The organism is Eudoraea sp. (assembly GCF_049665975.1).
Lineage (GTDB): Bacteria > Bacteroidota > Bacteroidia > Flavobacteriales > Flavobacteriaceae > Eudoraea.
The window spans coordinates 1-12060 of the sequence record NZ_JBATGR010000460.1 but is presented as its reverse complement, the minus strand read 5'-3'; the positions used below and the strand labels follow the sequence as shown (position 1 = coordinate 12060).

The following is a 12060-nucleotide window of genomic DNA, read 5'->3' as shown; positions in this document are numbered from 1 at the left end:
CTCTAACCAATACTATCGAGTGCTCCTGGAGATTGTGACCTTCGCCGGGAATGTATGCGTTTACCTCTTTACCATTGGTTAACCTAACTCTTGCAACCTTTCGCATTGCAGAATTTGGTTTCTTAGGTGTAGTGGTATAAACCCGCGTACAGACCCCTCTTCGCTGGGGGCACGAATCCAAAGCAGCCGATTTACTCTTCTTGGTAATTGTGGCCCTTCCTTTTCGTACTAATTGTGAAATTGTTGGCATACTATTATATATGTATAAATACTACCCTCATTTAAGGGCTGGCAAATGTAGTAATTATTCATTATAATTCAAATGCTAATCTATAATTTTCTCTATTTTTTTTTCTGCTCTTTTTATTAGGTAGTTTTAATGATGCAAAAGAGTCACCTTATACCTTAATATACAGCTACCTTAATTATATCTATTGATAATAATTTCAATAACTAGAGTCTTAAGATGAGAATATGATACCACAAGGTTTTCCCAAATTCAACCCGCAAGGATATTTTTAAATATTCCAACTCGATACGATTGCTAAGTTTGCAACATATTTCTAATTTTTCCTCACGTTTATCATTTTATTGGGAGTTATATACCATTTTACTCAATTTTTTAACATTTATTTTGATAATATATTTAACAATAGGCTTTGAAATTGTTTTTTTTCTGTCTTACTTCTTAAAGTTTTATTAAAATAAGTTTGGATTATTAACATGAAATTAGGATTTTCGCACTTAGCTAATTCAAATAATTATAAAATGAGAACAAATTTAAATGGAATCTTGACGCTACTTTTGGCGTTTGTTGTGCATTTATCATTTGCGCAAGACAAGACGATTTCAGGTAAGGTCACTGATTTTGAAGGTTTACCTTTACCTGGTGTAAACATCTTGGTTGAAGGTACTACTACAGGTACCCAAACTGATTTCGATGGTTTATACGAGATTAGAGGGCAAGAAGGTCAGGCGTTAATCTTTACCTACATTGGTCAAAAAGATGTGCGCGTCGTCATTGGAGCTGCTCTAAACTATGATGTGCAAATGCAGGAAGATGCCCAGGCCCTTGAAGAGGTTGTAGTAACAGCTCAGGGTATCAAACAGGAAAAAAAGGCATTAGGTTATGCCGTAACCACTGTTAATTCCGAAGAACTGGAATCCAGGGCAGATACCGATATCGGTAAAATCCTTCGTGGTAAAGCCGCCGGTGTAAGGATTACAGGTACTGGTGGTGTTACAGGTAGTGGTACCAACATCATTATACGTGGTGCTTCGTCTATTACAGGGAATAACCAACCCTTATTTATTGTTGATGGTATCCCTTTTGATGCTGGTTCAAATACAGCGAATCAGGATGCATCTTCCGGTAGCTTCCAATCTGCTAACGTAGCCAGTAGGTTTGCTGATTTGGATCCTAACGATATAGAAAATGTAAACATCTTAAAGGGGCTTAGTGCAACGGCTATTTATGGTAGTGCTGGTCGTAATGGGGTAATTCTTATTACAACGAAAACCGGGGCTTCGAGTAACAAGAAATTTGAGGTATCAGTAAATACTTCTATGTTCTTTAATGATGTTGTGCTTCCTGATTACCAAAATAACTGGGGTAATGGTTTCCAAAATGTTTATGGTGCCTTCTTTAGTAACTGGGGTGCAAACTTTGCAAGCCAGCGTACTATCCCAAATGCATTCAGAAATATGTTGTTGAACAATTTCGGGGTAGAACCTTCTGTTCTTTTCCCGGATCGCGCAGATTTGGACTCTCCGGAACAAGTATACAGACCTTATGATTCCCAAAAGGCCTTCTTCCGAACAGGTGCCATCAGTACGATCTCCGTTACGGCAGCAGGAAGTTTCGAAAAAGGTAATTATAGTGTTTCCTATGGTAATACACAGGATCAGGGATTCATACCTAATAACCGCTTGATCAGAAATAACTTTTCAGTAGGTGGTACATATAAGTTTGATAATAAATTAACCGTCTCTGGTAAATTAAATTATGTTCAAAATGATATCTCATCACCATTTACAGATGCTTCTACAGGTAGTGACGTAACAAGTTCTACTGCCGGTACAGGTGGTGTTAGTTCGATATGGAATATCTTATACCTGCCCAGGAGTGTTGATATCACAGAACCATCCCAACATCCAATTACAGGGGAAAGCCTTTGGTATAGAGGGGGTAATGACAGAACCAATCCGGTTTGGACACTAAATAATACTGTATCCACGAACAATACGAACAGGGCATTTGGAGCATTTAATGTCAAATATGATATCGCAGACTGGATTAATGTAAATTGGAGAACCACTCTGGATAATGCAGTTACTTCTTCTGAAAGATCTATTAATAAAGGTGCTAATGATGGTCTGCATCCAAACGGTTATTTACAAACCACAGTTGCGAACAATACCATTTGGGATCATACTCTTTTCGCATCGGTGAATAAGTCCCTTGGCGAAAATTGGGGTATAAATGGTTCTTTAGGTTTCACGGCAAGACGAATTGTTTTTGAACGACAGGGTAATGAAAGCAGGGATCAGATAGTATTTGGTCTTCAAAATCATGCCAACTATGTAAACCATAGTCCAATAATTGAAGGAACCGCATTTCCTGCAAATACAGTGGCTTATCAGCGAGAAACTGAAAGTAATAACCCGGCGGTATATGCTACTGCAACAGCAGATTACAAAGGATGGTTATTCTTAACTGCAAATGCAAGGGAAGATTGGTTTTCAGGATTAGAAAAAGACAATAGAGCTCAATTCTCATGGGGTGCATCTGCTTCATGGATTCCTACTTTGACTTTTGCAGATATACGCTCACAAAATGGTCTTAACTATTTAAAGGTAAGAGCATCTTATGGTACTGCTCCTGGTTTCCCAGGTCTGTATAGAACAAGAAATATCTTGAACTTAAACCCTGCGGCCTTCCAGTCAGCAAATGGAGCTACTGTTACAACAACAAGTGTTGATAACCTTTTAGCAAACTCGAATTTAACACCAGAATTATCTGCAGAAATAGAAGCTGGTATAGAGGCAAGATTTTTGGATAACCGCCTGGGATTTGACTTTACCTATTACACCAGGGAAACGAAAGATCAAATTATTAACAGACCCATACCACCGGAAAGTGGATTTACCACTACAACGGTAAACGCGGGTAATGTTACCAACAAAGGTGTTGAACTTGCTTTTGACGGGGTTCCCGTTCAATCTGAAAACTGGACCTGGAGAATAGATGGTAATTATACAATTAATGAGAGTACCGTTTCAGGTTTACAGGAGGGTGAACAAATCTATGTAGGTGGTATTTTTAATGTTCCTTCCAACCAGGCTATTAATGGACAACCATTAGGTGTTATCCTCGGAAGTGCTGTACTTAGAGATGATGCAGGAAATCGTTTGATAAATGAAAACGGTTACTGGATTCAGGATCCTGAGAACAGGATAATAGCGGATCCTAATCCGGACTGGTTCATGACAATTGGTAGTTCTATAAGATTTAAATCGCTTATGTTAAGTATGCAGTGGGAATACCAGAATGGTGGTGATATTGTATCTACAACTATTGGTGCTATTACCGGTAGGGGATTATCTCAGGAAACAGACTTTGACAGAACGCAAAGTATTATTTTACCTGGTATCAGACAATCCACCGGACAGCCAAACGACATTCAGACAACGGCTACAGAGGCTTATTTCAATAATATAGGCTTTGGAACCGATGAGTTAACTGTCTTTGACGCTTCGCACCTGAGACTCAGGGAATTATCATTGGCGTACACTATGCCCACTAAATTCCTGGATAAGACTCCATTTGGCAGTCTGATTGTTACACTGGTAGGTCAAAACCTATGGGTAGATGCATTTAACACTCCAGATAGTATTAATTTTGACCCTGAACTTAACAGTCTGGGTGTTGGAAACTCGAATGGATTGGATTATTTGACTTCCTGGAATTCCAGAAGATACGGTCTAAACCTGAAATTAACATTTTAAAAAATAAATTGTAATGAAGAATTATAGTAACAAATTATTTTCATTCATGCTACTCTTCGGACTTTTGTGGTCTTGTGAAGTAACTGACCTGGATTTAGTGACAGATCCAAATGCTCCAAGTCCGGACAATTTGAATGTAGACTTTACTCTAAACAGCATACAGTTGAATTTTGGTGCATTCTTCTCGGAAGCAACTGAAGCTGGTGGTGAAGCGGTACGATTGGAATACATGTTCGATGAATATGATGTAAACTTTAATAACACCAATGGTAATATTACTCCAATGTGGAGCAACGCATATGCAGAGGTATTACCGGATATTCAAACTTTGATCCCCATTGCTGAATCATCAGATCTTTATATTCATGCAGGGATTGCTAAAGTTATCAGAGCGTATACTTTAATGACCCTGGTAGATTTCTTTGGTGATGTGCCTTACACGGAAGCTTTACTTGGGAATGAAAATTCATTTCCAACAGTAGATAGCGGACAGTTAGTTTACGACGGAGCTTTAGCCGATTTAAATGCAGCTCTTGCCGATTTTGCTAAGGACTCATCTGCTGAACCTGATTTAGATTTGTATTATGATGGTGATATTGATTCCTGGATTAATTTAACCAACACGCTTAAGCTTAAATATTATCTTAATCTTAGGTTAACCAACCAAGCTGCAGCAGCATCTAATATAGCGGCTCTTATAAATGGAGGAGATATTATCACTGGTCCGGAAGATGACTTTAAATTTACGTACGGAACAGCGCAATCTCCATTGAGTAAGCATCCATATTATATTGAGGAATACCAGGCAGCTAGCCCGGGTGAGTATATTACCAACTATATGATGTGGGCCCTGGGTGTGGAAAAAGGATTGGATGATCCAAGACAACGCTTTTATGTGTACAGACAGGTTGATGAATTCCCTTCAGATGAAGCAACACTTAATAATGAAATAGATTGCTGGAACGATCCAAGACCAGCAACCTATCCAGCTGTTGATGCTATATCAGCTGTACCTTTAGCATTCTGTTCTTTATTTGACAGAGGAGATGGTTATTGGGGTAGAAATCACTCTAACGCTGACGGAATTCCACCGGATAACCAAAAAAGAGCAACTTTTGGTCCCTATCCTATAGGAGGACGTTATGATGACAACGATGCGGAAGCTATTGATGATGGAGACGGACTGGATGGCGCAGGTATCTGGCCAATAATGATGGATTCCTTTGTTTATTTTATGAGGGCTGAAGCAGCACTGTATTTAGGTACCAGCGATGACCCAAGAGCCATGTTGGAAGAAGGTGTAAGAGCTTCGATAGCTACGGTTACCGGATTTTTGAATACAGATAGTTTTACCAATGTACCGGATGATGCAGATATTGAAGCCTATGTTACTTTTGTCTTAGGTTTATACGATGCAGCAGGATCCGCAGACGAAAGAATGGCCGTTGTAGGTAAAGAATACTGGATAGCGTTGTTTGGAAACGGTGTAGAAGGGTATAATCTATTAAAAAGATCTGGAACACCAATTAACTTGTCCCCTACGCTATTGGGTACAAGTCCATTTCCAAGGACTTTCCTTTACCCAAGTACATCTGTGGATAGGAACTTTAATATAAGCCAGAAGTCATTAACGGATCAGACCTTTTGGGATACGAATTCTCCAGGCTTCATTTATTAACTAAAAAAAAGATACAGCAATGAAAAGTAACTTTTTAAAATCAATAGTATATATAGTCGCTCTGGGAATGATTACATTCTCCTGTTCGACTGACACAGATAAATTGCCGGTTAACTTTGAGACCTTAGTGGTTTCGGGTGGCGCATTTGCTTCGCAGATAGCATCTGAAGGTTCAACGGATATTAACAGGGATGATGCGGCAAGTTCGTCTTTCTCTAAAACCTATACACTAACAACGCCTGCACCTGCACTGGGTTCAGATGTTAACCTCGTAGAATTATTTGTAAGCTTCGCAGGAGCCAACGTAAGTGCAGGTGAGATATTATATGCATCTGCCGGTACCGGGGATTTTGACACTTCCAGCGGAGGATATCCTGAGGTGACCTTTAGTGTTGCGGGAGATCAGGTATTGAGTGGCCTGGGACTTGTTCCCGCTCAATTGGAAGGTGGAGATAGTTTTAACTTCCGCCTTGCATTGACTACTCCGAAAGGAACATTTTCTGACGTTAGTGCCAACTTTGACAACCAATCTGCAGACCATAGATTTTCATCAACAGTAGTTTGCTTGCCTGCTATTATTCCGGCAGGAGACTATGTGGTGGCTATGGTAGATACTTTTGGTGATGGTTGGCAGACAACAACTGCATCAGGAGGAGATCCAATCACGATCACCTTGAGTTCAGGAGACGTTCTTGAAGTTGGTATGTGCACCATTTATGAGGCATCAGCATTTACTTGTGTTGATGGACCATCGCAGGCCTCAGACATTGTAACCATCCCGGCTGGAATTACTTCAGCAGAATGGTTCTTTCCAGGAGATCAGTACGGAGAAATATCGTTTACGATAACGGGTCCAAATAGTGGAGAGATTATATATGACTCTCCCCAAGGAGCTGGAGCCGGAGTTCTTGCACTGAATTTGTGTAACGAATAAGTTCTGTTATAATAGTATTGAAAAGCCGCTTGTAAACAAGCGGCTTTTCTTTTGGTCTTCTTTTAAATTTTGTATAACTAAACGAAAAGTACTAATTTTAGAAAAACAGCCATATGAAATATATAGCAAATTGCACCTCATTTATAATACTATTAGGCCTTTTAATAAGCTCCTCGACAACCTTTGCACAGGCGGTTTATAAGGGTAACCACAACTTTGAAAGCACCTCACAGATTTTAGATATCATTGAGGATAAACTCATGGAAGAGAAAGAAGTTATCTATGATATGCGGGAAGTAATAGGTAGCCCCTACCTCACAGAGGAATTTGTGAGAGGATCATTATTTTTAAATGAAAAGAACTACGGGGACTATTTATTTCGCTACAATATCTTTCGGGATGATGTGGAATTTAAAAAAGATCCTTATGCGCCAATTGAATCTGTAAAGAAAATAGAAGGTATTGTTGTTAAGCTGGAGGATAATACCAAGATAACTGTTCAAACCTTAACCATTGACACCAATACCTATGAACGAAAGTTCCTCGTTGAAGTTGTTGATGGAAATTATCAATTAAACAAATTGGTTAGAGCTAAATTTACCGCTCCTAAAAAAGCTGAAACGCCAATGTCTAGCGATGTAAAGGCCAAGTTTACTAAAGTTGAAGAGTTTTATGTAATTAATGAAGATAAGATCGAAAAATTGGGTAACAAAAAGAAGGATCTTAAAAAACAATTTCCTGATGAAGGCGATAAAATGATGGCATTTGTAAACAAGGAAAAAATTAATCTTAAAAAAGAGGATGACCTTATAAAATTATTTCAATACATGAATAATTAATAGGATTTAACTTTTATAATAAAACCATCCTTGAATTTAAGGATGGTTTTTTATTTACCTTTAAGGCATGCAAAAAACTTCCCGAATTTATGGCATAAGGGCCGTAATTGAAGCTATTAATTCCAAAAGTACAATAGATAAGATATTCATTCAAAAGGGCCTGGGTGGAAGTCTTTATAAAGAATTAGAATCCCTGATCCGGGAAAATGGAATTAGTTTCTCCTATGTCCCCGTGGAAAAACTCAACAGACTTACTAAAAACAACCACCAGGGCGTAATTGCAAATATTTCCCCAATCGAATTCCACAACTTTGAGACCTTGGTTGAAGAGGTAATTCAAAAGAAAGAAGCTCCTCTCTTTCTCCTGTTAGATCAATTGTCTGATGTACGAAACTTTGGGGCGATTATACGAACAGCAGAATGTACGGGTGTCGATGGAATTGTCATTCAAAAAAAAGGTGCTGCACCTGTAACCGAAGACACCATAAAAACTTCAGCAGGAGCTGCTTTTAAAGTTCCCATCGCCAAAATAGATCATCTCAAAGACGCTGTTTTTTATTTGCAGGCTTCCGGAATAGAGGTAATTGCGGCAACGGAAAAAACGGAACACAGTATTTACAATATAAATTTTAAAGTGCCCTGCGCCATTATTATGGGTTCAGAGGAATCCGGGATATCCCCTTCAATTCTTAAAACTGTTGATCACAAGGCAAAACTTCCACTGTTAGGTGAAATTGGATCTCTAAACGTCTCGGTAGCCTGTGGTGTTTTTCTATATGAAGTAGTAAGGCAGAGAACATTGTAAATTACTATGTCTTGTCTTTCGTTTTATTTTCCTTATAGTGGTAGGTTATTTTATAAGTGGGGTCTTCTGATTTTTCTACTTCGTATTTATCTTCAATGAAATTACCATCTTCATCAAAATGCCTTAAAAATTCATCCTCCTCCTCATTGTAATTTTCCAATTCCCAGGCATACTTTTTAGTTTTCGGTATTTTAGCCTTTACAAAAAGAGCAAAGAACAAACCTGTAATAAACCCGGACAAATGACCCTCCCAGGAAATATCGTCCTTCAGTGGAAATATAAACCACAATAAACTTCCGTAAATAAATACAACCATTAGTGAAAGCGCCACAAGCCTGTAATGTTTAGTAAAAATCCCTTTGAAAAAGATAAAACTGGCTAAAACATATATTAGACCACTAGCGCCAATATGATAGGACGGCCTTCCAATAAACCAGGTTAACAAACCGGAAAATAGTACCCCCCATAGCAGCACTTTTAAGGAGACACTTCTGTAAAAATAAACCAAAGAAGCGGTAAGGATTGCAATGGGTATAGTGTTATTGTAAAGATGTTCAACGGAGCCGTGCAAAAACGGACTAAAAAGTATGCCTCTTAATCCCATTAAAGTTCTCGGATATATTCCGTACTGATTTAGATTGATCTGAAATCGAATCTCCACCCAGAAAACAGTCCATATTAAAAGTACGGCTACCATAGGAACAAACAGCACTTTATTAGAAAAATTAAAATAGGTTTCCTCCGACATAAGATTAAATTACATATTATTTCTTCAAATTATTGGCCATATATGCAAAACATGATAAATTGTCAGGGCAATCTTTTTGTTTATAGATTTACCACCTTAATTATAAATTAAGTTAGCATACAAGGTAAAAACGTATTTATTACATTTATCATATGAATGAACCACTTGCAGAACGGGTACGTCCAAAAACTCTTGAGGATTATATTAGCCAGCGCCATTTAGTTGGTGCAGATGGATCTTTAACCATCCAGATAAAAAAAGGAACTATTCCATCACTAATTCTTTGGGGACCGCCGGGGACCGGAAAAACAACTTTGGCCCATATTATTGCAAATGAAAGTGAACGTCCCTTTTATACTTTAAGTGCCATAAACAGTGGCGTTAAGGATATTAGGGAAGTAATAGATAAAGCAAAGCAAAGTGGTGGCTTATTCACTGCTAAAAATCCAATTTTATTTATTGATGAGATCCATCGTTTTAGTAAATCACAGCAGGATTCCTTACTGGGTGCGGTAGAAAAAGGATGGGTAACATTAATTGGGGCGACCACGGAAAACCCGAGTTTTGAGGTAATTCCCGCACTTTTGTCGCGTTGCCAGGTTTATATTCTTAATTCTTTTGGGAAAGAAGATTTAGAAGCATTATTACAAAGAGCTATGGCCGAAGATATAATGTTGAAGTCAAAAAATATTGAGCTAGAAGAAACAGAAGCTCTTTTGCGGCTTTCCGGAGGTGATGGCAGAAAACTGCTTAATATTTTTGAATTGGTAGTCTCTTCTGAAGATGAAAAAGATATTGTTATCACAGATAAATTGGTAATGCATAAGGTTCAGAAAAACACTGTACTATATGATAAAACAGGGGAACAACATTACGATATTGTTTCCGCTTTTATAAAATCTATCCGCGGCAGTGACCCTAACGGTTCCGTCTATTGGCTTGCCAGAATGATTGAAGGAGGAGAAGATGTTAAGTTTATAGCGCGACGGCTATTAATTTCCGCATCTGAAGACATTGGCATGGCCAACCCTACCGCCTTGGTTATCGCTAATTCAACTTTTCAAGCGGTTACTACCATAGGATATCCGGAGGCCAGAATTCTTCTTAGCCAATGTGCCATCTATCTGGCAACTTCACCGAAGAGCAATTCTAGTTATATGGCTATCAAAAAAGCTCAGGCTAATGTTAAAGAAACGGGAGATTTATCTGTTCCCCTACCCTTGCGGAATGCCCCCACCAAGTTAATGAAGGACCTGGGTTATGGCGAAAACTATAAATACGCGCATGACTTTGAAGATAATTTTACAGAACTGGAATTTCTTCCCGACGAAATAAAAGGGACTTCTTTCTACATCCCTGCAAATAATAAAAGAGAAATGGCACTTAGAGAATTTCTGGATAAAAGATGGAAAGATAAATACTAGAATTTAATGGCCAATTCTTCTATTTGCAATTTGTCTAACTCATAATATTCAAAATACCATTTTGAATTTTTAGAATATACCAGACCCTTAGTTTTTTCATTGATGCCAATATAGATATTGGGCATAGACGTCTTATAAACCTTTAATCTTATTTTAGGTGTGCTATCCACTAATTGGTACCCGTTTGGTATTTGCTGGGCATACCATACTTCCGGATCTTCCATATTGGGAATCTCGGCAATTTCTGTTGTAACTACCGCAGCCGCTATTGATTTGTTTTCAGGTACAATCTCCGCACTGGTCTGATTAGAATTTACATTTGTAACATCAAGGCTCTTCTTCTGTTCTTCAATTTTTATTTCCTTCAATTCTGTTTTTTCATTCTTTTTAACAACTGGCATAGATACCTGCTCGCTCTGGTCAGCAGGTTTATAGTTGTAGGAAATAGCATTTATAGAATTAAAAGCATAGCTTATAGCCTCCTTATAACCTATGGTATAGTCCTTTGATTTACTTTTTCCTTCGGTTGTGACAAATACTTCCTTGTTATTGCAATCTTTTAAAGTCAAAGAAGCAATTGTAGCAAACATTGTCGACTTATGATTTAAATGAACTAAAAGCCCCAAACATCTGTTTGCATTTAAATCCTGGGGTAAATTATCGTCATAGACTACATTGAAGCCTTTTTGTTGAAAAAGATATTTTATTAGCGTACTGGTTTTATACTGGTTCTCATGTTTAAACCCTACAAAATTTTTAGGTACAATAACATATTTATAATCATTTAGTTGGGCTTGTAAACCATATGAAAATGCAAAAATTAATAACAAGTAATAAATTCTATTTTTCATATAAATTAAATATCAATTTCTCTCCCAAGATATGATATTTAATCCTAATTGAAAAGAAGCGTAATTGCCATCCGCGATATTACCGTAAGCCAGAAGATTATCTCCCATAATATAGAGGTTAACCGGTCCGGCCTGGAGGTTTATACCCAAACCTATATTGGTGGCTGTGAATTTACTAACGGTATAAGTCGCCTTTAGGGCCAGGACTTTAGCAAATCTTCTTTGATAAAATGCCGTTACAGCAAATTGCGGACCCCGTGGCCTATTTATAGCGTAAAATTGCCCCCCTACACTGTTTAGATAATATAAAGATCTATCACCACTATCAGTTTGAATGTCACAATCGCAATCTGCTGTTGGTTCTCCTTGCTTACCAAAATTATAACGAATTGACGAATAAAATTTTATCGGTCTGAAGCTTACATAGTTCTTACTGTTCTCTTCAAAGGGAATTAATTCTTCAATTTCGTTTACAAGATCTTCCCAAAAATCAGCATTAGGATCGCTAAGTGCTTCTGGCAAAATAATTTCTACCCCTTCAACAGAATCACTCCCATTAAGTGTATAAGTTGTTACATCCGTGGTGTGATATAATAATCCGATATCCAAAAGACTTCCGGTTATTACTGTTTGTTTGTTGATATTATAAGTAACTCCCAAGTCAAACCCAAGACCAGGATCACCACCAAAAAGTCCTCTTTTTGTAAGTAAACTTCCCAAACTTTCACCGTTATCATTGGCATCTAAAAGAGCATCCAGGCCCGAAGTTCTTA

The 12060-nt window shown here is 37.9% G+C and carries 10 protein-coding genes; 6 read left to right on the top strand and 4 right to left on the bottom strand.

Features of this window, described 5'->3' with window-relative positions:
* The coding region (gene rpsL, locus WBN20_RS15055) for a 30S ribosomal protein S12 (RefSeq protein ID WP_424282276.1) at positions 1-250 on the bottom strand (250 nt) is incomplete at its 3' end.
* 518 nt (positions 251-768) lie between these two features.
* Here rpsL and WBN20_RS15050 point away from each other — a divergent pair.
* The 5 genes from WBN20_RS15050 (at position 769) to rlmB (ending at position 8264) form a co-directional block, all read left to right on the top strand.
* Entirely contained in the window at positions 769-4008 is a 3240-nt protein-coding gene (locus tag WBN20_RS15050) for a SusC/RagA family TonB-linked outer membrane protein (protein WP_424282275.1), read from the top strand.
* Between the two features lie 13 nt (positions 4009-4021).
* Positions 4022-5686, top strand: a complete 1665-nt coding sequence (locus WBN20_RS15045; RefSeq protein ID WP_424282274.1) for a SusD/RagB family nutrient-binding outer membrane lipoprotein — start codon at positions 4022-4024, stop codon at positions 5684-5686.
* A gap of 19 nt (positions 5687-5705) precedes the next feature.
* On the top strand, positions 5706-6620 hold the full coding sequence (locus WBN20_RS15040) for a hypothetical protein (protein WP_424282273.1): 915 nt from the start codon (positions 5706-5708) through the stop codon (positions 6618-6620).
* A gap of 113 nt (positions 6621-6733) precedes the next feature.
* Entirely contained in the window at positions 6734-7459 is a 726-nt protein-coding gene (locus WBN20_RS15035; protein WP_424282272.1) for a hypothetical protein, read from the top strand.
* 67 nt (positions 7460-7526) lie between these two features.
* Positions 7527-8264: a 23S rRNA (guanosine(2251)-2'-O)-methyltransferase RlmB gene (gene rlmB, locus WBN20_RS15030; protein ID WP_424282271.1), complete on the top strand. Its 738-nt coding sequence runs from the start codon at positions 7527-7529 to the stop codon at positions 8262-8264.
* A gap of 4 nt (positions 8265-8268) precedes the next feature.
* Here the strand turns inward: rlmB and WBN20_RS15025 are convergent, their stop codons facing one another.
* Positions 8269-9012: a rhomboid family intramembrane serine protease gene (locus WBN20_RS15025; RefSeq protein ID WP_424282270.1), complete on the bottom strand. Its 744-nt coding sequence runs from the start codon at positions 9010-9012 to the stop codon at positions 8269-8271.
* A gap of 152 nt (positions 9013-9164) precedes the next feature.
* Between WBN20_RS15025 and WBN20_RS15020 the strand changes: the two genes are divergently transcribed.
* Positions 9165-10436 (top strand): replication-associated recombination protein A, encoded by a 1272-nt coding sequence (locus WBN20_RS15020; RefSeq protein ID WP_424282269.1) that lies wholly within the window; start codon positions 9165-9167, stop codon positions 10434-10436.
* On the opposite strand, the gene WBN20_RS15015 is transcribed toward WBN20_RS15020, so the two are convergent.
* Together WBN20_RS15015 and WBN20_RS15010 are read right to left on the bottom strand one after the other, a co-directional pair.
* A complete protein-coding gene (locus WBN20_RS15015) occupies positions 10433-11287 on the bottom strand; it encodes a hypothetical protein (protein ID WP_424282268.1) in 855 nt (284 codons plus the stop codon). The two genes, WBN20_RS15020 and WBN20_RS15015, sit on opposite strands and share 4 nt — an antisense overlap.
* A gap of 12 nt (positions 11288-11299) precedes the next feature.
* Positions 11300-12060 (bottom strand): DUF5723 family protein (locus WBN20_RS15010; protein WP_424282267.1); only part of this gene is annotated, 761 nt, incomplete at its 5' end.

Excerpts from the sequence above, each read along its gene's own strand:
- WBN20_RS15050 (WP_424282275.1), top strand. The coding sequence starts at position 769 with ATGAGAACAAATTTAAATGGAATCTTGACGCTACTTTTGGCGTTTGTT.
- WBN20_RS15045 (WP_424282274.1), top strand. The coding sequence starts at position 4,022 with ATGAAGAATTATAGTAACAAATTATTTTCATTCATGCTACTCTTCGGA.
- WBN20_RS15040 (WP_424282273.1), top strand. The coding sequence starts at position 5,706 with ATGAAAAGTAACTTTTTAAAATCAATAGTATATATAGTCGCTCTGGGA.
- WBN20_RS15035 (WP_424282272.1), top strand. The coding sequence starts at position 6,734 with ATGAAATATATAGCAAATTGCACCTCATTTATAATACTATTAGGCCTT.
- rlmB (WP_424282271.1), top strand. The coding sequence starts at position 7,527 with ATGCAAAAAACTTCCCGAATTTATGGCATAAGGGCCGTAATTGAAGCT.
- WBN20_RS15025 (WP_424282270.1), bottom strand. The coding sequence starts at position 9,012 with ATGTCGGAGGAAACCTATTTTAATTTTTCTAATAAAGTGCTGTTTGTT.
- WBN20_RS15020 (WP_424282269.1), top strand. The coding sequence starts at position 9,165 with ATGAATGAACCACTTGCAGAACGGGTACGTCCAAAAACTCTTGAGGAT.
- WBN20_RS15015 (WP_424282268.1), bottom strand. The coding sequence starts at position 11,287 with ATGAAAAATAGAATTTATTACTTGTTATTAATTTTTGCATTTTCATAT.